This is a genomic window from Cryobacterium sp. Y82, assembly GCF_002929495.1.
GTDB lineage: Bacteria > Actinomycetota > Actinomycetes > Actinomycetales > Microbacteriaceae > Cryobacterium > Cryobacterium serini.
The window spans coordinates 25,461-47,960 of sequence record NZ_PJJJ01000024.1 but is presented as its reverse complement, the minus strand read 5'-3'; the positions used below and the strand labels follow the sequence as shown (position 1 = coordinate 47,960).

Here is a 22,500-nt window from a genome sequence, read left to right as displayed (position 1 = left end):
TTGTATTCTCTCCTACTTCAGCAGGGCAACGTCGGAGACGAGCTTGATGTGCGAGAGCATCGCCGCGCTCGCGGCCGCGACGTCTCGTGCCCGGATCGCCGCGGTGATGGTTTGGTGCGAGGCCAGGGACTGCTCGGGCCGGCCCGGCTGGGCCAGGGACTCCAATCTCGTTTCGAGGATCATCTCGGCGATGAACGCCATGAGCTGGGCGAGGACGGGGGAGTGAGCGGCGGCCGTGACGGACTGGTGAAAGAGCTCGTCTCCCTGCGCGCCGCGGTCGCCGAGCGCGATTTCCTCGGCCATAACCTGCACGGCGTTCTCGATTGCCGCCAGGTCGGCATCGGTTCTCCGCAGCGCGGCGAGCTCGGCTAGTTTCACCTCCAGGGTGCTGCGAGCCTCAACGATTTCCGGCAGCCGGTTGCGGTGGTCACGGAGTCCCTTGATCACCGTTGCGATGCTGGGCCGATAGACGAGTACGGCGCCGGTGCCGTGCTGAACGTCGATGACTCCGAGCACCTCGAGGGCGACGAGTGCCTGCGCCAGCGTGGCGCGAGAGACACCGAGACGTTCCGCGAGATCGCGCTCGGCGGGCAGTAGGTCGCCGGGGCCCAGATGGGCCGACTCTATATAGGACAGAAGCTGCGCCACGAGCTGTTCGTACAGCCGTGGTTTCGACACGCGCGACAGGGGCTGGGGTTCAAGGTCCTGGGCCACGCGGGTGCCTCCTCATCGAAGTGTGACCCTCAGGGTACACGGGCATTGACAAACTCACCTACTATCTAGGAGGCTAGTCCAGTGAGCCAATAGCCCACTTTCGCTTAAAAATCATGGAGGAACAAGGATGTCCGCTCCCATCATCTCGATCATCGTCCTGGCGGTGATGTTTCTGACCGCCACGCTACTTCCCGTCAACATGGGTGCGCTGGCTTTTGTTGGTGCCTTCCTGCTTGGCGCCGTCTTCCTCGGCATGGAGACCGCCGACATTCTTGCCAATTTTCCCGGCGGGCTCTTCCTGACGCTCGTGGGGGTCACGTACCTCTTCGCGATCGCGCAGGGCAACGGCACGATCGACCTGCTCGTGCGCGGGTCGGTTCGACTTGTCGGTGGACGGGTAGCTCTCATTCCCTGGATCATGTTCATCATCACGGCCGTGATCACCGCCGTTGGTGCGCTGTCTCCGGCCGCGGTGGCGATCGTGGCGCCGATTGCGCTCGGCTTCGCCCGCAAGTACAAGATCAGCCCGCTGCTCATGGGCATGATGGTGATTCACGGAGCGCAGGGCGGCGGATTCTCGCCCATCGCCGTCTACGGCGTGATCGTCAACAGCCTCATCTCGACTACGGGACTCGACGCGAGCCCCACGGCGGTGTTCCTGTCGAGCCTCATCTTCAACTTCCTAATCGCCGTCGTACTATTCATCGTGCTTGGTGGCCGGGGGCTTCTCTCCAGCCGGGTCGGCCATTTTGTGGAGCAGGCAGCCGAGGCTCGGATGGCGGTCAGCGTGGGAGCCAGAGCCGGTGGCGACGTGGCGTTCAAGGGCTTCGGCTCCGGCATCTACGGCCCTCGCGACCCTGCCGGTGACGGAGCACAGGAGGCGCCGAGCCGTGCCGAACGCATTCCTCAGCTGATCACCGTGGCCGGCCTCATCGCCCTGGCCGTCATCGCGCTCGGCTTCAAGGTTGATGTGGGCTTCGTAGCCATCACCATCGCTGTCATCCTCGCCCTGGTCTCACCCGCGGCGCAGAAGGGTGCCGTCAACAAGATCAGCTGGTCGACCGTGCTGCTCATCTGCGGCATGCTCACCTTCGTGGGCGTACTCGAGGAGGCCGGCACCATCGAATACGTGTCGGATGCCGTAGCCAACCTGGGCATGCCCCTGCTGGCAGCGCTGCTCATTTGCTACATCGGTGCCATCGTCTCGGCCTTCGCCTCTTCGACCGCCATCCTGGCCGCCCTGATTCCCCTCGCCGTGCCGTTCCTGGCCAGCGGCGAAATCGGGGCGATCGGCGTGATCTGCGCCCTCGCCGTGGCCTCGACCATCGTGGACGTGTCGCCGTTCTCCACGAACGGTGCTCTCGTGCTGGCCAATGCTCCCGATGAGGTCGACAAGGACCGCTTCTACAAGCAGATCCTGGCCTACAGCGGCATCGTCGTGGTGGCCGGCCCCGCCATTGCCTGGGCGGTGCTGGTTCTGCCCGGCTGGCTGTAGACGCACCCGCATACCGCACATCGAAAGAGGACTGACTATGAGCACGGACACCCAGACCCGAGCGCGTGGTCCACTCGAGGGCTATCTGGTCGTTGACCTGAGCCGTGCCCTTGCCGGGCCGCACGCGAGCATGATGCTCGCCGACCTCGGGGCACGCGTCATCAAGGTGGAAAATCCCGGAGTGGGAGACGATACCCGGGGCTGGGGTCCGCCGTTCGTCGGTCCCGACGACAACCTGCAATCCACGTATTTCCTCTCCTGCAACCGCAACAAGGAGTCGATCGCCCTCGACCTGAAGAGCGACGACGGCCGCGCCGTGCTGCGCGACCTGCTGCTGCGCGCCGACGTGGTGGTGGAGAACTTCCGCCCCGGTGTTCTGGACCGCCTCGGGTTCTCGCCCGAGGCGATGCACGAGCTGAACCCGTCGCTCGTTATCCTTTCGATCACCGGTTTTGGCCACGACGGCCCCGAGTCGAGCCGCAGCGGCTACGACCAGATTCTGCAGGGCGAAGCCGGCCTCATGTCACTCACCGGGTCAGGCCCCGACGACCCGCAGCGGGTGGGGGTTCCGATCGCCGACCTGCTCTCGGGCATGTACGGCGCCTTCGGGCTCCTCGCGGCCTTACTGCAGCGCGAGCGCACGGGGGAGGGCCAGATCGTTCGTACCTCGCTCCTGGCCGCGCTCGTGGGAGTGCACGCTTTTCAGGGCACCCGCGCCACGGTGGCGGGCGAGGTGCCAGAGGCCCAGGGCAACCATCATCCGTCGATCGCACCCTATGGACTGTTCGCGTGCCGCGACGGCAGCGTGCAGATCAGCATCGGCAGTGAGAAGCTCTGGGCCACCTTCGCGGCCGAGTTCGGTCTCGATCCCGCTCGAGCCGAGTGGGCCACCAACGCGCACCGTGTGCGCAACCGGGAGAGCCTCAAAGCGGCGATAGCGGATGCCTTCGCTCACTTCGATGCCGTGCCGCTGCTGCAGAAACTTGCGAAAGCCGGACTTCCGGCCGGGAAGGTGCGCTCATTGGATGAGGTCTACCAGTGGGACCAGGTCTTGTCGCAGGGGCTGTTGATCGACGTCGAGCATGACGTGCTCGGCAAGATCAGCCTCCCGGGCCCGCCGCTGCGGTTCTTCGGACGCGCCGACACGGCCGAGACGACCAACACCACGCACTCCGCCCCGCCGGTGCTCAACCAGCACGGCACCGAAATACGTGACTGGCTCAATCGCGCTGTCGAAGGGATCTAACGTGCCGAACAAAAGCGTCGTGACCGAACCGAAAACGCGCCACCTCAGCGCCGCCGAACTCATTGGGGTGGTACTCGATGAGGGATCGTTCTCGAGCTGGGACCAGCCCGTTGTCGATCCCGACCCGGACGAGGCGTACCGGCTTGATTTGGTGAAGGCTCGGCAGAAGAGCGGCAGTGACGAATCCGTGCTGACGGGTGAGGGCCTGATCCGCGGGCATCGGGTAGCGATCGTGGTGAGCGAGTTCGCGTTCCTGGGCGGATCGATCGGGCTCTCTGCCGCGGACCGTATCGTCGACGCGATCGAACGCGCCACCCGTGACGGGCTGCCGGTCCTGGCCGGACCGGCCTCTGGCGGCACCCGTATGCAGGAGGGTACGCTCGCTTTTCTCTCCATGGTGAAGATCACCGCCGCCGTGCGGGCGCACCGGCAGGCGGGGCATCCGTATCTTGTCTACCTACGGCACCCCACCACGGGCGGGGTCATGGCGTCGTGGGGATCGCTCGGGCACGTCACGGTGGCGGAGCCGGGCGCGCTGCTCGGGTTTTTAGGCCCGCGGGTCTATGAAGCGCTCTACGGAAAGAAGTTTCCGGAGAACGTGCAGGTCGCCGAAAACCTGTTCCACCACGGCCTGATCGACGCTGTCGTTACGCCCGAGCAGCTGCCGGAAATCGTCGACCGGGCGCTCACCATCCTCACCGGCAAGGCGACCACCCCGGTGGCGGCCCCGGAGACGTTGCAGGTGTTCCCCGCCTCTGCCGGCGCATGGGCATCCATTCAAATCTCGCGAAACCCGCGCCGGCCCGACCTGCGCCAGCTGCTCGCCTATGGCGCGCACGACGTGCTCCCGCTCAACGGCACGGGCGAGGGCGAAAACGACCCGGGGCTCATGCTCGCCATGGCGCGATTCGGGCAGCAGAGCTGCATCGTTCTCGGCCACATCCGCCCGCGGCCGTCGCGAGACACCACGATGGGCCCGGGGTCGCTGCGCGAGGCCCGTCGGGGTATGCGCCTCGCCGAAGAACTCGGCCTGCCGCTGCTCACCGTGATCGATACGGCCGGGGCCGCCCTGTCGAAGGAGTCAGAGGAGGGCGGGATGGCCGGTGAAATCGCCCGTTCCCTGAACGAGCTCATCGGACTGCGGTCGGCCAGCGTGTCGGTCTTGCTCGGCCAGGGGGCCGGCGGTGGGGCGCTCGCGCTGCTACCGGCCGACCGCACCATTGCCGCGCAGCATTCCTGGCTGTCACCGCTGCCGCCAGAGGGCGCGAGCGCCATCGTGCACCGCACGACGGAATTCGCCCCGGCCATGTCGGAGGCGCAGGGAGTGAACGTTGCGTCGCTCTTTGCCAATGGGATCGTCGACCATATCGTCGACGAGCGCCCCGATGCAGCCGAGGAAGGACGGGCATTCTGCCAGCGGATGGCGGCGGCCATCGAGTACGAGCTGTCCACGCTCTCAAGCGTGCCCATAGACGAGCTGCTCACGCGCCGGGTGTCGAAGTTTCGCGCAATGGGCCGACGCACCTAGCCCACTGGTCGGCGACGCTCCTAGCGCGCTCGTCGCCAATGGCCCCGGCATCGCCCTTCGCGCGGTGGCGGGGACTCGCTCAGGCAACGCGCGCGGCGATGTCCGTTCGATAGTGCGAACCCTCCAGTGACACCTGCCCGAGCGCCTCGTAAGCGCGGGAGCGGGCTTCGGAGAATGAGGCGCCCACGGCGACGACGCTGAGCACTCGGCCGCCGGTGGACACGAGCGTACCGCCTTCGTCGCCCGCGGTCGCGGTCGCGGCGTGTGCGATCGTGACGCCGGGCACCCGCAGCGCGGCGTCCAATCCGGTGATCTCGCGCCCGACGAGCGGGTCCTGGGGGTAATTTTCGCTCGCGAGCACCACGGTTACGGCCACATCGGCACTGAACTCCGGCCGGGGCAGCGTGCCGAGTGTGCCGGTCGCCGCCGCAAACAGCAGACCCGACAGCGGCGTGAGCAGTCGCGGCAGCACGACCTGCGTCTCGGGGTCTCCGAAGCGGGCGTTGAATTCGATGACGCGGATGCCGACATCCGTCAAGATCAGTCCGCAGTAGAGCAGCCCGACGAACGGGGTACCCTCGGTGGCGAGCTGGCGGATGGTCGGCAGCGCAACCGTCTCGATGATCTCATCGACGAACTCGTTCTCGCTGCCGAACTGGGCGTCAAGCCAGGGCAGCGGCGAGTAGGCACCCATGCCGCCGGTGTTGGGGCCGGCGTCGTCGTCGAGGGCGCGTTTGTAGTCCTGGGCGGGCGACAGCGGTAACACGGTGTGGCCGTCGCTGAGCAGAAACAGCGAGATCTCCTGGCCGTCGAGAAACTCTTCGATGAGCACGCTGCCGTGTTCGAGCCAGAAGGTGGTGTGGTCGAGGGCTGCGGCGCGATCCGACGTGACCAGCACGCCCTTTCCGGCGGCGAGGCCGTCGGCCTTGACCACGTAGGGTGCTCCGAACTCGTCGAGCGCGGCCTCGGCCTCGGTGAGTGAGGCGGCGCGCACGGCGCGGCCGGTGGGAACCCCGGCCTCATCCATGATGCGCTTGGCGAAAGTCTTGCTGCCCTCGAGGGCAGCGGCGGCCCGATCGGGACCAAACACGGCGATACCGCGGGCGCGCAGGGCGTCGGCGACGCCGGCCACGAGCGGAGCCTCCGGGCCGATGACGACGAGTTCGATGCTGTTCAGCACGGCATAGTCGGTGACGGCGACCGGGTCGTTGGCATCGAGCGCTACAACCGCAACTTCGGCGGCGATACCGGCGTTGCCGGGGGCGCATTCGACGCTCGGTCGCGGCTGCTCTCGAAGCAGTGCGGTAATGATGGCGTGCTCGCGGGCACCGGAACCAAGGACCAAAATTTTCACCGTTTCAGGCTACCCGATGCCCCGCGCCCGGCGGATCGGGCAGACTAGAACCATGGCACGAGCACGCATCGACGACGGAGCCGGCCGGGCGGCCGTGCGGGCGGCCCTCGCCGCGCTAACCGCTGGAACCAGCGCGAGCCGGGACATTCGGGCGCAGGCGGTGCGCTACACCCTGCAATTGCTGGCCGAACAGGCCGAGGGCAACACCCTCGAGGTGCGAGTGCCGCCGTTCGGCGCTGTGCAGTGCGTCGCCGGTCCTCGCCACACCCGCGGTACCCCGCCCAACGTGATCGAAACGGATGCCGCCACCTGGCTCGCGCTCGCGACCGGCACCCTGCCCTGGGCGGACGGCCTGGCGAGCGGCGCCATCCACGCCTCCGGGTCCAGGGCCACCCTGATCGGGCATGTGCCGGTGCTGCCTCTGCCTTAGTGGTTGAGCTTGCATGTCCGACGTAAGTTCGCGTTGAGTCAATAGTGCTGGCGAGTCTTATTTGTGACGAAAAGTCGTTTGTTTCTTCGATAATGCACAGTTCGCTGCGACACTGAACCACTCGGCATGCGAGACGGCCGGCCCTGGATCCGCGGCCCGCTCGCGTTTGACCCCACCCAAACTTGGCGCCCCGCCGGCCAAAACCGTGCCGCCACGCCCGTCGAATAATCTACCTGGCACAGGTAACACCCTCGCCTCGCTACTGCAGGCAAATCAAGCTCGCGCTGCCGTGACGGGCCACATCCTGAGGCTTTGACCTCGAGACACGCGTGGCAGGGGTAGAAACCCCGTTTGTTCATGTGGAAGACACGTCCGCGATGGGTGCCGACCGTAGCTTGAGCGAGACCGCTCCAATGAAACAGAGGCCTGCTCCGTGCGCAAATCGACTCGTCCATTTCGTCCGTCGATGTTTGCCCTCGGCCTGGTGCTGTTAATCGGTGGGGGCGCCGGAGCCCTTGCACCAGGGGTGTCAGCGACGGCGGCCGAAGCCGCACTGCCCCCGCTCCTGGTCACCGAAGTCACCCCGGACAACGTCGGGTACGACAATTTCGAGTTCTTCGAGGTCACGAACACGACGACCGTGGACATCGACTTCGCGGCCGCCGGCATCGGCCTGGCCTACATCTTCACGGACTCGGATGACCGCACCAAAGACGTACCCTTCGTTATCCCGGGCGGCACCGCCATCGCTGCCGGGGCAACCACGGTGTTCTGGGTCGACTACACCACCACGACCGTCAACACCCAGGCGTTCACCGAAGCCGATTTCCGTGCGCATTTCGCCACCGAGACCAGCTCTGCCGACGTGTATCCGGTGGTGCGGATCACCGGACAGCCGGGTATGGCAAACGGCGGTGGGCGCGGAATCCGCATCGTCGACGGCACCGACGCTTCGATCAGTTGGGCTGTCTACCCGGCCGGCTCCGTCTCCGTCGACAAGAGCGCCCACTTCGGCGCCCCGGCAACGAGCACATCACCATCGCAGGAGCTGGTGCAATCGCTCGGCACACCGACCCCTGGCAACCCGGCCCCGGACACAACTCCGACCCCGACCCCAAGCGCGACCCCGACCCCGACCCCGAGCGCGACCCCGACCCCGAGCGCGACCCCGGCGGCCCCATCCAATGCCGACACCGCACCGCTGCAGATCACGGAGATCACGCCGGACAGCACCAACGTCGGATCGGCCGACGGCGGCGAGTTCATCGAGGTCTACAACGCCACCGCGGCTCCCATCAACTTCGGGGACTACACGCTCAACTACCTGTATCCGCTGGCCGACCTCACCAACAGCTCAACCGTGCGCTGGCCGAGCACCCCGAACGACATCGTCATCGCCCCCGGCGGAAACCTCGTGTTCTGGATCAAGAACGGCCAGAACGACGCCCTTACCGACACGGATTTCAACGCTGCATTCGGCTCCGACCTCAGGATGGGGCTGGATTTGGTCGAGGTCTTCAGCGGTGGAATGGCCAACGGCTCGCCACGCGGCATCGAGATTTTGACCAATACCGGTTTCAGCGTCAACACGGCCTACTACAACCTTGCCGGCGCCGACGACGTCGAGGCCAACCAGGGAATTCAGTATGGCAACGACGGGAGTAACCCGGGTCGCCAGCTCAACCTCGGCAAGGCCGCAGCCAATCCGGGCAAGGTTTTCGCGGCGCAGGTGCCGAGCGACCTCAAAACGGTCGCCTCCGACACGACCGCGCCGGTGATCGACGACCGTACCCTCGCCGAGATCGATCCGGCCGTCAACTTCGCTCTCGCGGCCACCGTCACCGACGACGTGCGTGCCCGCACCGTCGAGTTGCACCTCAAGAGCAACATCGACATCGACTTCGCGACCACAAACCTGTCCACCGACGGCGCCGACGGCTACCGGTACGACCTGCAACGGGTCGACCTCACCGGCAAGCGCTGGTACGAGTACTACTTCACGGCAGGTGATGGCAGTTCCGAAACCAGCACCGCGGTCGTGCGGGTCGAACTCACCGGCGTCGACAACTCACCGGTGCGACTGAATGTCACCGACGGCCAATTCGTCGCCGGCAACACCGTGCTCTCGGCCGCTGGAGACAGCAGCACCATGAGCTTGAGCATCGACAACCAGATCGTGCCGACCAACCCTGAGCTGGAGTTCGCTCCCCAATTCGTGTTCGAGGTCACCGCCGTCAATACCTTCTTTCAGAACGGCGTGCGCATCGGCACCGACGTGCTGCGCATCTTCGACGACGGCATCCCCGAGGGCTGGGAGACCATCGCGACGCCGGTGCCGCTCACCTACGTGAAGCAGGGCGAGAACCTCGTTGTCAGCGTCTGGGCCGGCTCCAAGGTCGCCCCCGAGATCAACCCGAACGAGAACAACGACGACTTTCAGATTCGAAACATGCGCCTGGTTCTGCCCGACGGTCGCAGCCTGCAACCCACCGGATATAGCGACCCCAGCCTCGCACTCAACATGGGCGACAGCGCCGGCAAGCTCGACTTCTACAACGCGAGCTTCACCCTTCCCCAAGACGCATACCAGGCCGTCGCCTACGACTGGGACACCACCGCGGTTGCCGACGGTGCACACAGCGTAAACGCGAGCAACGGCATCGACATGGTGCGGCGCTCTGTGACGGTCGACAACACGGCTCCCGTCGTGACGACAACCGCTGTTGCCGGCCAGCTCTACCAGGGTGAATTCATGCTCGAAGGTGCCGCGACGGATGCCGGCGCCGGCTTCGCCACGCTCGTCGCGACTCTCGACGGCCTGCCCATCGAGCTGCCCTACGCAACCTCGTCGATCAAGCTGGCCGACGGGGAGCACACCCTACTGCTTACCGCCCGGGACAACGTCGGCAACGTCGGCGAGCTCAGTACCGTCTTCTCCACCCCGGTCGAGGAACCCGGCAACGAACTGATCACGCCCCTCGACGGTGCCATCGTGGAGGAAGGACCGCTCGACCTCAGCGCGCGGGCGACCGACCCGACCGGTGACCAACTGAACGTCACCCTGCGGCGCGGGTTCACAGCATCCGCTGCCGACAACACCGTGCGGGGCTTTTCGGGCACCACCGCCATTGCGAACGGCACGGAGCGGGCGACCAAGACCCTGCTCACCGGCGACCAGGTCACCGCGATGGCGCGGCTGGACGGCGCCGTCGAACCGATCACCTCAGACTCTCAGTTTCCCTACCAACTGTTCGAGGTGGACGTTCCAACCGATGCCGGCGCTGATTTCACCGCGCGGGTGCGCTGGGACGGCACCGCGAATGCCGACGCCAAGGTGTTGCTCTACGTTCAGAACCTCAGCACGGGCGTGTGGGAGGAGTTCGACCGCCACGTGACGATTGGCGATGGCGCAACCGCCTTCACCCTCGAGGCCATGGTGCCGGCACTGGGCCACGTGCAAAACCAGGTCCTGACCGTACTGATTCAGCACTCCGAGGGCTTTGCCGGTGCTGACCTCTCGGACCGGTCGAGCGCCCTGCCGGTCAACAACGTGAACGACACCGCGCGGGCGAACTACGACTTCACGCTCGCCGTGGAATCCGACACGCAGTACTACAACGACACGTTTTACCAGCGCCAGCTCGACATTCACGACTACCTGCTCGAGCAGCGCACTGCCATCAACCTGCAGTATCTGTTTCACACCGGCGACATCGTGGACAACTTCGAAGCCGAACACCAGTGGACCAATGCCAATGCGGCCTACAGCATGCTCGACGACGCCCAGCTGCCCTACGGCGTGCTCGCCGGCAACCACGACGTCGGCCAGAAAGATGCCGACTATGCCGCGTACAAGGCCAATTTCGGGGCCGAACGCTACGAGGCCAACCCCTGGTACGGCGACAGCTTTGAAGACAACCGCGGCCACTACGACCTGATCACGGCCGGCGGGATCGACTTCATCATGCTCTACCTTGGCTGGGCGCCGAGCGCGGAGGGCATCGCCTGGCTGAACGAGGTGCTGGCGCAGTATCCCGAGCGCACCGCCATCCTCAACCTGCACGAATATATGCTCACCACCGGCGGTCTCGGGGCAGTACCCCAGCAGATCTACGACGAGGTCGTCGCGCCGAATGCCAACGTGGCCATGGTCTTCTCCGGCCACTACCACGACGCGTTCACGCGCATCGACCAGTTCGACGACAACGACGACGGCACCCCCGATCGCTCGGTCTACCAGATGCTGTTCGACTACCAGGGCCTGCCAGAGGGCGGTCAGTCGTTTCTGCGGCTGCTGCACTTCGACAACGCCGCCGAGCAGATTAGCGTGCGCACCTACTCGCCGTACCTCGACGCGTACAACTCCGACGACCCCACCCTCGACCTGGAGCACCAGGAATTCACGGTGCCCTACGCGGCCTTTGGCATGACGTCGATGCAGAAAGAGCTCGCAACGGATGCCTTCACCGTCGATATCCTCAGCGAAACCGCGATCGCAGTGTTCGAGGCGGTGGCGAGCGGCACCACCGTGACTGCCAGCTGGAACCCCGGCGTTGGTACGCACGGCTGGTTCGCCTACTCGAAAGACCCCTACGGAGCCGTCGCGTACTCCGAGGTGCGCACCCTGACCGTCGCGGCGCCGGTCGTGGTGCCCGAGGTGACGAGTTCCGAGCCGGTGATTCCCAGCGTTTCGGTGCCCACCGCGTCCGATTCGTCGCGGAGGGTGGTTTCGGCCGCGTTGACGCCCGCCTCGCAGGCCCTGGCCGACACAGCGCGCGCGGCGCTCGCTGCAGAGATTGCCGCTGCACCAACGGATGCCGCTGCCGCAGCCCCTCACACCGCAGCCGACGACGTCGGCGTCGTGGGTGAGGTCACTCCCGTCGACGACGTGGTGCCGTTCACCATCTGGACGATCGCCCTGATCCTGCTCGGTACCGTGGCCGCCGCGGCGACCGCGGTGGTCACTATTCGGGTGGTGCGCACCCGCTCCTGAGTCGGACAGGAGAGAGCAAAAAGTGCCCGTTGAGCCACCCAATCGGGTCGTTTACTACGCGCTCGTTAATGGAGGATTGCGTCGACCTCGGCCTGGGCGGGCATCGAGGTGGTCGCCCCGACGCGGGTCACCGCGATCGAGGACGCGACCGTGGCGTAGCGCACGGCGTCGATCATCTGATCGGGCGTGACATCGGTGCCGCGCACGTAAACGACCGCGAGGCGTGCCACGAGCGCCCCGACGAAGGTGTCGCCAGCCGCAGTCGTATCGACCGCCGTCACCGGGCGAGCCGGGGCGAGGCCCAGGGCTTCGCCGTCGAACGCCACGACCGAACCCTCCGAACCCAGCGTCACGATCGCCCAGGTGCCGCCGGCGCTGAGCACCTCGGCCGCGCGCACCGGGTCGCTCTCCCCGGTGAGTTCGGCGGCTTCACCCTGGTTGGGAACGACGAGGTCGACGGAAGCGAGAAGGCCGGGCGGCAGCGGCACCACCGGCGCCGGCGTTAGCACGGTGAACACACCGGCCGAGCGAGCGAGGGTGATCCCCTCCTCCACCACCCGGGTCGGCAGCTCGCACTGCATCACGAGAAAGCACGAATCGGCAACAACCGCGCGCTGCTCCACGCTCAGGGTGGTGACGGAAGCGTTCGCCCCCGACACCACGACGATCGAATTCTCGCCGCTGTCCACGACGGAGATGTGGGCGGTGCCGGTGGGGGCATCCGCTGTGGCAAGTTCGGAGGAACGGATGCCCTCGCGCACCAGCAGCGCGCGCAGCTCGGTTCCATAGGCATCCGCTCCCACCGCTCCCAGAAAGGTCACGTCCGCGCCAAGGCGAGCGGCGGCAACCGCCTGGTTGAGCCCCTTGCCGCCCGGGACCGTGCTGAAACCGGCCCCGAAGATTGTCTCACCGGGCAGGGGGAGGCGCGCCTGGCGCACGACGAGGTCCATATTGGCGCTTCCAAGTACCGCAATCGTGTTCATATAGCCAGTCTCCCATCTGCCCATGGGACAATAGACTGGTGAGTTCCCCCGAGCAGCCCCAGGACCCGTCGGCCGACATCGTCGCCGACAACCCGACCGCCAATGAGACCGTACTGGCGGAGACGACCGTGACCGTGCATCGGGCGCCGCGGTACCGCAATTTTATGCTGCTCGGCGCCATTGTCGGGGTGCTGCTCGCCCTGATACTCACCATTTCCTTCCCCGAGAACGACGAGTACGACCGGGTGCAGATCTTCGGATTCCTGCTGCTCGGCGGTCTTGCCGTCGGCACGACGCTCGGTGCGATCGTGGCCCTCGTGATCGACCGGATCATTGGTCGCTCAAACGTGTCGGTCGTCGCCGATAGACTGGGGGCGAACGAAGTAAGTACCAACGAACTGCGTACCGCTGAGCCTGGCTCCGGCGCTCCCAACGATGATTTTCAAGCGTTCAACGAGAAGTAAAGAGGCTACGGCTTGCCCGGTGGCGACGGACTGTTAAATCACGATCTTCTTCCCAATGAAAAAGGCCCGCAAGATGCCTGTGGCGTCTTCGGTGTGTGGGCTCCCGGTGAAGAGGTGGCCAAACTCAGCTACTTCGGGCTGTATGCCCTGCAACATCGGGGTCAGGAATCGGCCGGAATCGCTACGAGCGACGGCACCAAGATCCTCATCTACAAAGACATGGGACTTGTCTCCCAGGTCTTCAACGAGGCCTCGCTGAGCACCCTGCTCGGGCATATCGCTGTCGGGCACACTCGGTATTCCACGACGGGTTCGTCGAGTTGGCAGAACGCCCAGCCGACCCTCGGCCGTACCTCGAGCGGAACGGTGGCCCTCGGCCACAATGGCAACCTCACCAACACCGCCGAGTTGCTTCAGCTCGTGCGCGAACGCTATCCGCAGGTCGACGGTGAACTTGCGCGCGGCAATACGACCGATACCGCCGTAGTCACCGCCCTGCTCACCGGCGACCTCGATCACACCCTCGAAGCCACAGCGCTCGAGGTGCTGCCGCGCCTTCGCGGCGCCTACTGCCTCGTCTTCATGGACGAAACCACCCTGTATGCGGCCCGCGACCCGCAGGGGGTGCGGCCACTGGTGCTCGGCCGCCTCGAACGCGGCTGGGTCGTCGCCTCCGAGACCGCAGCCCTCGACATTGTCGGTGCGAGCTTCGTGCGCGAGGTCGAGCCGGGTGAGCTCATCACCATCGACGAGAACGGGCTGCGCACCCAACGATTCGCGAAGGCCGAGCCCAAGGGCTGCGTCTTCGAATACGTCTACCTCGCGCGACCAGACACCACCATCGCGGGTCGCGGCGTGCACGAGGCCCGGGTCGAGATGGGGCGCCGCCTCGCCGCCGAGCACCCGGTCGAAGCCGACCTCGTCATTCCCACCCCGGAATCCGGCACCCCGGCGGCCATCGGCTACGCGCAGGCATCGGGCATCCCGTTCGGCCAGGGCCTGGTCAAGAACTCCTACGTCGGGCGCACCTTCATCGCGCCGTCGCAGACCATCCGCCAGCGCGGCATCCGCTTGAAGTTGAACCCGCTCAAGAACGTCATCAAGGGCAAACGCCTCATCGTGGTCGATGATTCGATCGTGCGTGGCAACACGCAGCGTGCCCTCGTGAGCATGCTGCGGGAGGCCGGCGCCGCCGAGGTGCACGTGCGCATCTCGAGCCCGCCGATCACCTGGCCGTGTTTCTACGGCATCGACTTTGCCAGCCGCGCCGAACTCGTCGCTACCGGCCTCGAGATCGACGAAGTGCGCCAGTCGATCGGCGCCGACAGCCTCGGCTACCTTTCCGAAGACGGCATGATCGAAGCCACCGAGCAGCCGCGTGCGCGCCTCTGCACGGCCTGCTTCACGGGCGTGTACCCGATCGCGTTGCCGGAATCGCAGCACCTCGGCAAGAATCTGCTCGAGCGACCCGCCGCCTCCAACGGATGCGACCCCGGTCCGGATTCCGAACTGGAAGCCGTTCTGGCGCCCGCCGTGCGCCGAGAAGAAGCCCTCGCCCGGTTGGGCCAAGTACCGTTCGGTGACCCGGGAAGACCAGAATGAGCAATTCGTCCTATGCAGCAGCCGGAGTCGACACCCGGGCCGGGGACCTCGCGGTCGAGCTCATGAAGTCGGCCGTCTCCAAGACACACGGCCCAGAGGTCTGGGGCGGGGTCGGCGGCTTCGCTGGATTGTTCGACGTGTCGTTCCTCACCAAATTTCGGCAGCCCCTGCTGGCCACGTCGACGGATGGTGTTGGCACCAAGGTCGCCATCGCCCAGGCGATCGACAAGCACGACACCATCGGGCAAGACCTGGTCGGCATGGTCGTCGACGACATCATCGTGGTCGGTGCGCGCCCGCTGTTCATGACCGACTACATCGCCTGCGGCAAGGTCGTGCCGGAGCGCATCGCTTCGATCGTGGCCGGCATCGCCCGTGCCTGTTCCGAGACGGGAACCGCTCTCGTCGGCGGAGAAACCGCCGAGCACCCGGGCCTCCTCGGGCAGGACGACTACGACGTGGCTGGCGCGGCCACCGGCGTGGTCGAGGCCGACCAGGTGCTCGGCGCCGAGAAGGTCGTTTCGGGTGACGTCGTCATCGCGCTGGCCTCCAGCGGTCTGCACTCCAACGGCTACTCGCTCGTGCGCCACATTCTGGCGCAGCGTGGCATCGGCTACACCGATACGTCGGCTGAACTCGGCGGCATGGTCGGTGAGGTGCTCCTCGAACCGACCCGCCTGTACACCGGCCCGCTGCTCGACGTGATCAACGATCCAGAACTGGCCGGCGCCATCCACTCGCTCAGCCACGTCACCGGCGGCGGGATCGCGGCAAACCTGGCCCGCGTACTGCCCTTCGGGTCCTGGGTCGAGGTTGACCGGTCCACCTGGTCGCCCGCCCCCGTGTTCCGGGTGCTCGGCGACATGGCCGGGTCCACGTTGGAAAGCGCGGAGGGAACCTGGAACCTCGGAGTGGGCATGTTCGCGGTCGTGGATGCGGCATCCGCTTCATCGGTCATCGCCCGTCTGGCCACGAGCGGTATCCCCGCCTGGGTCACCGGGCGCGTCTCGCGCGCCGCGCACGACCTGACCGGCTTCGAGCAGGGTGCCAAGGGCGTCAACGGCGGCGCTGTGCGCCTCGTCGGGGCCTACGCGAACTAGCGCGCCCGAAGACTGCGGCGCACGCGTCGCGGGCTCCGGGCGCAGACGCCCGCGACTAACGCTGTTTTCTGCGGTCGCTGCTGGATGGGCGCCGCACCGCCGCGCCTACATCAGGAACGCCCGGACAGCGGACGCAGGGGGAGCTTAGGCGCGCTTCTGCTCGTCTTCGGTGGCGTAGTGGTCGACGTAACGGTCATCGTCGCCGTCGGGATCATCATCGTCATCGTCATCGTCAGAGGAATTCGCTGCGCCATCGGTGGCGGCACTTTTGGCCTTGTCCGCTTCGTACTCGGGCCACTTGGCGAGGTCTTCGTCGAGGCGCGGGTCGGACGGATGCCCGGTCAACTCGCGTTCGAGCGCGTTGTAGTTGGTATCCGGGCTGAAATACTTCAGCTCCCGAGCTACCTTGGTGTGCTTTGCTTTTTGACGGCCGCGCCCCATGCGTGACCCCCTTACGATGCCAGGCCGAGCGAGTCGCGAGACCCTCGGGATTTGCCGAACGGAATGTGTAAAAACTAGAGTTTAGTTTAGCATGATGGGCCTTGTGCCCCGCGGACGCCGTTCGCACGGCTAATCCGTAGGAATGGGGTGACATGACGGGTAACGTTAGCGTGCCCATCGTCATCATCGGCGCCGGCCAGGCCGGGCTCTCCGTTGGTTTCTACCTACGTCGATTTGAGCTCGTGGCCGGTCGCGACTTTATTATCTTCGACCGGGGCCCGGGCACGGGCGGCGCGTGGCAGCACCGCTGGCAGGCCCTGCATCTCGGGTCGGCGCACCGCGTCAACGACCTTCCCGGTATGAAAGAACTTGGCCTGAGCTTTAATACGGCCGACCATACCGTTCCGGCCCGCGACGTCGTCAGCGACTACTACCGCGACTACGAGCAGCACTATGAACTCACTGTCGTGCGTCCGGTGACCGTGACCAGCGTGGCTCCGATGCAGTCCGACCTCGTCGTGGCCACGAGTTCGCCCGTTTTCGGTGACCAAAAAACCAACGCGCGCATGATCGTGAACGCGACCGGGACCTGGGGGGCGCCGTTCGTGCCGCACTACCCCGGCGCGCGCACCTTCGAGGGAGCGCAGGTGCATACGGCGAACTACGTCTCAAGTGAAGCGTTCGCCGGTCAGCGTGTCGTCGTGGTCGGCGGCGGAACGTCAGCGATCGGGTTCCTGCTCGAGCTTGAGGGGGTGGCGAGCGACCTGACCTGGGTGGCACGTCGTCCGATCGATTTCAGTCACACCGACGAGCTCGCAGAAGTGACCGCCGTGGCGGCCGTGATGTCGCAGGATCGTGCGGCTCGGGCAGGCAAAGCCCTCCCGAGCATTGTCAGCGGCGCCGGGGTACCGGTCACGCGCCGCATCGCGGCCGGCATCGACCGGGGAGTGCTCGTGGCTCGTCCCATGTTTTCGAGCATTGAGCCGACCGGTGTGCGGTGGAGTGACGGAACCTTCACCGAGGCGGACGCGATCGTCTGGGCATCCGGTTTTCGGCCAGAGCTGCGGCACCTGGCCCCGCTCAAGCTGCGGGAAAAAGCCGGCGGCGTTTCGGTGGGTTCCGGTGTGTCCGGGACCGACCCGCGCATCTTCTTCGCCGGATACGGCCCGCAGGCGAGCACTGTCGGTGCCAACCGGGCCGGTCGCATCATCGCAAGGCAAATCATGGCCAGGCTGTAGCCGGGCGCCGAGTTCGTTTTACTTGCGCTTGCGGCGACGGGATGCCGACGGTCGCGACTGCGACGGAACGGTTCCGACGATCGGGGCCGACTTTGTCGCCCCGTCTACGATACCTGCCGACGGGGCGAGCGGTCGGCGCGATACCGGCCGGGAGCGCACCGGCTCTCCACGACGGTCCTGACCCGGGATCGGGCGGGAGCGGCGGCCGTAGATGAGCTCAGAGGAGTCGAGCAGCCATGGCACGAGGGCAATCGTGACACCGTGCACGAGCATGAGCTTCTGGCGCAGCCGACGTGCCTTGTGGTTGTGCAGCAGGCCTTCCCACCAGTGCCCGACGATGTAGATCGGCGTGTACACGGTGATGACCTCGGAACCGTGATCCTGGCGACGCTCCTTAATGTAGCTGATCAGCGGCCAGCTGATGTCGCGGTAGGGCGAGGCGACGATGCGCAGGGGCACCTGAATGTTCTGTTTGACCCAGGCGCGTTTGAGTTCCTTGGTCTCGGCGGTGTCAATGGAGACGTGCACCGCTTCAAGGCTGACATGCCGCGCCGCGATGGCGTAGTCGAGGGCCTTCAGCACGGGCTTCTGCATTTTGCCGACGAGCACGATTGCATGGTCGCCCTGCGAGCCGAAGGTCGTGATCGGGTCGACCTCGATCTCTTTGGCGACGTCCCGGTAATACCGGTTGACGCCCATCATGAGAAAGAAAAGAATCGGCATCATCACGAAGACGAGCCACGCGCCGTGGGTGAATTTCGTCACCGTGACGACGATGAGCACGACGCCGGTCAGTGCGGCTCCAAAACCGTTGATCGACAGACTCAGAATGATCGAACCCCGGTTCGGAGGGTTCTTTTTCAGCAGTTTCAGCCAGTGCCGCACCATGCCGGTCTGGCCGAGGGTGAACGACACGAACACACCGATGATGTAGAGCTGGATCAGCACGGTGAGGTTGGCCTGATAGACGACCATGATCGCCACTGCGGCCAGGGCCAGCAGAACGACACCGTTGGAATAGATGAGCCGGTCGCCGCGGGTGCTCAGCGACTTGGGTGCGTAGGAGTCCCGGGCGAGAACGGAGCCGAGGAGCGGGAAACCGTTGAAGGCCGTGTTCGCGGCCAGCAGCAGCACGGCCGCTGTAGCTGCCTGCAGCACGAAGAACATGAGGGAGAAATCGCCGAAGGTCGCGGCGGCGACCTGGGCGATCAGGCTGCGCTGCGGAGCCGTGGCGCACTCGGCCCAGCCGATCAGGTCGCAGGCGCGCTCCGCGTAATGCACTTGGGAGATGAGGGCGAGCGCCGTCAATCCGACGAACAATACGATGGCGATGCCGCCCATCAGGGTGAGCGTGCGCTGGGCGTTCTTGACCTTGGGATGTTTGAAGGCGGGCACTCCGTTGGCGATCGCTTCCACGCCGGTCAGGGCGGAGCATCCGCTCGCAAAGGAGCGCAGCAAGAGCAGGATGAACGCGGCCTGGGCCAGGTTCTCGCCTTGAACGGTGTACCCGGCCGACTCCGCCACCGGGGCATCGCCGAGGAGAGCCCGCACGAGTCCGACGATGATCATGAGCAGCACGCTGCCGATGAACAGGTAGGTCGGAACGGCGAAGGCCTTGCTCGACTCCCGGACGCCGCGCAGGTTCGCCGCCGCCAGCAAAATGATGAACGCGACGGCGAGCTCGACGCGCAGGGGAGCCAGCGCGGGTATTGCTGAGATGATGTTGTCCACGCCGCTTGCGACCGACACGACCACGGTCATCACGTAGTCGACCAGCAGAGCGGATGCGACGACCAGACCGGCCTTCTCGCCCAGGTTCTTGTGGGCGACCTCGTAGTCGCCGCCGCCAGAGGGGTACGCCTTGATCAGCTGGCGGTACGACGCGACCACGACGACGAGCAGCACCACGACTACCGCGGCCACCCCCGGCGCGAAGCTCAGAAAAGCGAGCCCGCCGAGGGTGAGAATCATGAGCAGTTCCTGCGGCGCGTAGGCCACGCTCGACAGCGGGTCGCTCGCAAAAATGGGCAGGGCGAGGTGTTTGGGCAGCAGTTGGCCGTCCAAGTGCTCGGTGGGGAGCGGATCGCCGATGATCCACCGCTTGGGTGAACGGTTCTCTGGTACGGGGGCATTCGCCTCGGGTGTCACGAGGGATGACACTACACCTACCCGGTTCCCTATCAAATCGAATAGCCGATGCAAAACCGGTAAAATTCCGACACGCCGTACGTTTCGGCCGAAAAAAGCGGCGTGTCGCGAAAATCACCGGCCTTGCCTACCAGTTTTGCAGGGCTACGGTTCCAGGGTGGCGAGGACGCTTGCGCGCACGTCGGCGAGCTTTCGGCGGAGTGACGAAACAGTGTCGGGCGGCAGGACCGACCGGTAGGCCTTTGTGCGCAGGTCGGCGCGCAGCTGCTGCCGAAACTCGTTGAGCACCATGTCGGCCTCGCGCAGAGCACGCGTGGAATCGTGGCGCGCGGTCGGGGCAGCGTCACTCGGGGCAGCGTCACTCGGTGAAGCGTCGGCCGGGGCAGTGGCGGCCGAGGGTTCGGCGGGCGGGTGCTCGGGGGGCATCGCGCGCTCCCCGGTCGACGAGCCCGATGGATCCCAGGAACCGGGCGTGCCGTCGTAGCCGCGCGGTTCAGAAGCGGTGGAACCGCGCGCCTGCCGCGCGGCCGAGGCGAGGTCGGCGCGCAGGGTTTTCATAGCGGAATTGACGCCGCTGCGCACCTGGTCGGCGAGGCGCCGCACGGAGTCGGTTACCTCGTCTTCAATTGCTCCGAGTTCGCCGTCGCGGGCGAGCACCTCGGCGCGGCCGGCATCGGTAATCTGGTAAACGGTCTTGCGGCCGTCGGCCTGCTTGGTGACGAGGCCCTCCTCTTCAAGCTTCGCGAGCCGCGGGTAGATCGTGCCGGCGCTCGGGCTATAGGTGCCACCGAACCGGTTACTCAGCGCCTGGATCAGTTCGTAGCCGTGTCGGGGCCGTTCGGCGAGCAAGCTCAGCAGGTAGAGGCGCAGGCTGCCGTGGGCGAACATGGCGCTCATGCCGGGTCCTGCACGGTATCAACGGAGGCTGGCGGCACGGCATCCGCGGCGCTGGCCGAGGCTGTACCGGTCGAGGCTGTTCCGGTCGATTCGGCGCCGGTTTGTGCCGCGCCCGCGGTCTCGCTGCGCACGATCGAGATGTCGCCAGACACGGAGTTGGAGCGCAGGTCGAGCCAGCTGCCGTCGAGGGCGCCGGTGGAACCCTCATAGCCCTTCCCGAACGCGGTGCGCACGGTGTGGTCATCCAGTTGGAGTGTGCCGGAGAGGGTGTTGAGGTGATAGCGCGCGGCAACGCGGGGCTCAAGCCGCACGGTGAGGTCGCCGCTAACCGAGTTCGTCACGATCTGGTCCGGCGCGCCTGCCAGGTCGAGGAACACGTTGCTGGAAACCCCGTCGAGCGTGAACTGACGGATGCTGCCGCTCGCCGTGATATCGCCCGATACGGTGTGCACGGAAATCGCTCCGACGTGATTGCGCACCGAGATTTCGCCGTTCACCGCGTTGAGGTCGAGGTCGCCCTGTACGTCGTCGATGACGAGATCGCCGGAAACGGTGCTGAGTTTCGCGTCATTGCGGAGGCCAGAGACGAGAGCATCGGCCGAGACGACCCCGAAGCGCAGCGCGACGTCGCGGGGAACGGAGATGCTCACCTCGGCGCGTGCGGTGCCGCGAAAGGACGCGAACACCTCGATGAAATTATCCCAGCGTAGCTGCGGGTGATCGATCTCGAGGCGGTCGCCGTCCATCGAGATCTTCAGGTCTTTGCCGGTCACGCCGTGCACTTCGATGCGTACACCTGGCTCGTCATGGCCGATGATGTCGACCGTGCCGCCGATGAGGCCGACCTTGAGCTTGCGCACCAGTTCGATATCGATGATCTTGGTCTGCCCGGGGGCGACCAGCCATTTTTCCAATGACACCGTGTGTCCTTTCAGAGGTGTGAACTCGCGATATATCGCGTGTTCTACAGGACACGATATATCGCGTTTCTGAGAGGTGCAAGAGGGTTAGTACAGAAAAATGGCCAGCCAGTCGCGATTGTGCGCGTGCACGAGTACGAGAAACACCACGACATCGAACAGAAGGTGCACACAGACCACATAGGTCAGTGAGCGGGTGCGGGCGAAGGTGTAGCCCTGCAACAGAGCGAACGGAACCGTCAGCAGCGGACCCCACGACTGGTAGCCGAGCTCCCAGAGAAACGACGAAAAGATCACGGCCTGCAAAATGTTGGCCTGCCAGTCGGCAAAATGCCGGCGCAACAGGGCGAAGGCAATGCAGATGAAGAACAATTCGTCCCAGATGCCCACAAAGCCCACGCCCACGAACAGGCGGGCGATCTCATCGGGCGCGGTCACCGCCGGCCAGTTCTGGTACGCGCCGCTTCCGATGAAATAGCTCGGCAAAATGAAATACCCGAGCAGGACCACGATGGGCAGATAGGCGCGTTCAAGAGTGGTCCAGCGCTGCCCGGTGCGAATCGGAAACCGAATCGCGTGGTCCTTGAAGTAATACCGCGAGAGGAGGTACGGCGTGAGCACGGAGAGGCTCAACACCGTTCCCATGAGGGCGATGTTGGGGTAGCTGATGTTCGCCTCGACCGAGATCGTGCTGATGATCACGAGGCCGACGGCAAGGAGCAACAGGTCGCGAAACAGGGCGCGGTTGATCAGAAACGCGAGCACGAGCGCCGCGGCCAGCGTCGCGTAGCCGGGAAGCGGCATCCGCAATGCGAAGAGCAGCACAGAAGATGCGCTCACCAGCCCCGCCGGAATCAGCCCCCACTGCGTTGTCTTGCCCATGCTGCACCCTACCCAGGGCAGCGCCCAATTTCGGGAGAGCGGGCAAATGGTTGCTGGAGCACCTG

17 protein-coding genes are annotated in these 22,500 nt (G+C 65.7%); 9 read left to right on the top strand and 8 right to left on the bottom strand.

Translation table 11 applies throughout. The features are described from left to right. Window positions 1-12 precede the first annotated feature (12 nt). Window positions 13-714, bottom strand: a complete 702-nt coding sequence (locus tag CXY70_RS03105; protein WP_104190925.1) for a FadR/GntR family transcriptional regulator — start codon at window positions 712-714, stop codon at window positions 13-15. A gap of 127 nt (window positions 715-841) precedes the next feature. On the opposite strand from CXY70_RS03105, the gene CXY70_RS03100 reads away from it, so the two are divergent. The 3 genes from CXY70_RS03100 to CXY70_RS03090 are packed head-to-tail and all read left to right on the top strand — an operon-like array spanning window position 842 to window position 4,983. Beyond that, window positions 842-2,209 (top strand): SLC13 family permease, encoded by a 1,368-nt coding sequence (locus tag CXY70_RS03100; RefSeq protein WP_104190924.1) that lies wholly within the window; start codon window positions 842-844, stop codon window positions 2,207-2,209. Between the two features lie 37 nt (window positions 2,210-2,246). Beyond that, on the top strand, window positions 2,247-3,455 hold the full coding sequence (locus CXY70_RS03095) for a CaiB/BaiF CoA-transferase family protein (protein WP_104190923.1): 1,209 nt from the start codon (window positions 2,247-2,249) through the stop codon (window positions 3,453-3,455). A gap of 19 nt (window positions 3,456-3,474) precedes the next feature. After that, complete coding sequence (locus CXY70_RS03090; RefSeq protein ID WP_233205710.1) at window positions 3,475-4,983, top strand: acetyl-CoA carboxylase carboxyltransferase subunit alpha/beta; 1,509 nt, start codon at window positions 3,475-3,477, stop codon at window positions 4,981-4,983. A 79-nt stretch (window positions 4,984-5,062) separates the two neighbouring features. Here CXY70_RS03090 and purD read toward each other — a convergent pair whose 3' ends face one another. Further along, window positions 5,063-6,337 carry a phosphoribosylamine--glycine ligase gene (gene purD / locus CXY70_RS03085; RefSeq protein ID WP_104190921.1) on the bottom strand — a complete coding sequence of 425 codons (1,275 nt, stop codon included), beginning with the start codon at window positions 6,335-6,337 and terminating at the stop codon, window positions 5,063-5,065. A gap of 52 nt (window positions 6,338-6,389) precedes the next feature. Here purD and CXY70_RS03080 point away from each other — a divergent pair, with 52 nt between their 5' ends. Next, window positions 6,390-6,767: a sterol carrier family protein gene (locus CXY70_RS03080; protein ID WP_104190920.1), complete on the top strand. Its 378-nt coding sequence runs from the start codon at window positions 6,390-6,392 to the stop codon at window positions 6,765-6,767. Between the two features lie 433 nt (window positions 6,768-7,200). Beyond that, window positions 7,201-11,760: a lamin tail domain-containing protein gene (locus CXY70_RS03075; RefSeq protein WP_104190919.1), complete on the top strand. Its 4,560-nt coding sequence runs from the start codon at window positions 7,201-7,203 to the stop codon at window positions 11,758-11,760. A gap of 65 nt (window positions 11,761-11,825) precedes the next feature. Here the strand turns inward: CXY70_RS03075 and CXY70_RS03070 are convergent, their stop codons facing one another. Further along, the gene (locus tag CXY70_RS03070) at window positions 11,826-12,743 is read right to left on the bottom strand and encodes a ribokinase (RefSeq protein ID WP_104190918.1); all 918 of its coding nucleotides are present in this window, start codon (window positions 12,741-12,743) and stop codon (window positions 11,826-11,828) included. A 38-nt stretch (window positions 12,744-12,781) separates the two neighbouring features. Between CXY70_RS03070 and CXY70_RS03065 the strand changes: the two genes are divergently transcribed. Genes CXY70_RS03065 through purM form a run of 3 tightly spaced genes read left to right on the top strand, consistent with a single transcriptional unit; the run spans window position 12,782 to window position 15,909 of the window. Then, window positions 12,782-13,207: a hypothetical protein gene (locus tag CXY70_RS03065; protein ID WP_104190917.1), complete on the top strand. Its 426-nt coding sequence runs from the start codon at window positions 12,782-12,784 to the stop codon at window positions 13,205-13,207. A gap of 12 nt (window positions 13,208-13,219) precedes the next feature. Continuing rightward, window positions 13,220-14,809: an amidophosphoribosyltransferase gene (gene purF / locus CXY70_RS03060; RefSeq protein WP_104190916.1), complete on the top strand. Its 1,590-nt coding sequence runs from the start codon at window positions 13,220-13,222 to the stop codon at window positions 14,807-14,809. Then, window positions 14,806-15,909 (top strand): phosphoribosylformylglycinamidine cyclo-ligase, encoded by a 1,104-nt coding sequence (gene purM / locus CXY70_RS03055; protein WP_104190915.1) that lies wholly within the window; start codon window positions 14,806-14,808, stop codon window positions 15,907-15,909. Before purF ends, purM begins: the two co-directional genes overlap by 4 nt. Before the next feature lie 144 nt (window positions 15,910-16,053). Here the strand turns inward: purM and CXY70_RS18460 are convergent, their stop codons facing one another. Continuing rightward, complete coding sequence (locus CXY70_RS18460) at window positions 16,054-16,350, bottom strand: DUF3073 domain-containing protein (protein ID WP_104190914.1); 297 nt, start codon at window positions 16,348-16,350, stop codon at window positions 16,054-16,056. 152 nt (window positions 16,351-16,502) lie between these two features. On the opposite strand from CXY70_RS18460, the gene CXY70_RS03045 reads away from it, so the two are divergent. Continuing rightward, window positions 16,503-17,588: an NAD(P)-binding domain-containing protein gene (locus tag CXY70_RS03045; RefSeq protein WP_104190913.1), complete on the top strand. Its 1,086-nt coding sequence runs from the start codon at window positions 16,503-16,505 to the stop codon at window positions 17,586-17,588. An 18-nt stretch (window positions 17,589-17,606) separates the two neighbouring features. On the opposite strand, the gene CXY70_RS03040 is transcribed toward CXY70_RS03045, so the two are convergent. The 4 genes from CXY70_RS03040 to CXY70_RS03025 all read right to left on the bottom strand — a co-directional run bounded on the left by CXY70_RS03040 (window position 17,607) and on the right by CXY70_RS03025 (window position 22,435). Then, the gene (locus tag CXY70_RS03040) at window positions 17,607-19,748 is read right to left on the bottom strand and encodes an APC family permease (RefSeq protein WP_369851569.1); all 2,142 of its coding nucleotides are present in this window, start codon (window positions 19,746-19,748) and stop codon (window positions 17,607-17,609) included. Between the two features lie 132 nt (window positions 19,749-19,880). Then, window positions 19,881-20,633 (bottom strand): PadR family transcriptional regulator, encoded by a 753-nt coding sequence (locus tag CXY70_RS03035; RefSeq protein WP_104190912.1) that lies wholly within the window; start codon window positions 20,631-20,633, stop codon window positions 19,881-19,883. Next, window positions 20,630-21,553, bottom strand: coding sequence for a DUF4097 family beta strand repeat-containing protein (locus tag CXY70_RS03030; RefSeq protein WP_158250894.1), 924 nt, complete (start codon window positions 21,551-21,553; stop codon window positions 20,630-20,632). The genes CXY70_RS03035 and CXY70_RS03030 overlap by 4 nt, the downstream gene beginning before the upstream one ends. Before the next feature lie 87 nt (window positions 21,554-21,640). Next, window positions 21,641-22,435, bottom strand: coding sequence for a CPBP family intramembrane glutamic endopeptidase (locus CXY70_RS03025; RefSeq protein ID WP_104190911.1), 795 nt, complete (start codon window positions 22,433-22,435; stop codon window positions 21,641-21,643). Window positions 22,436-22,500 lie beyond the last annotated feature (65 nt).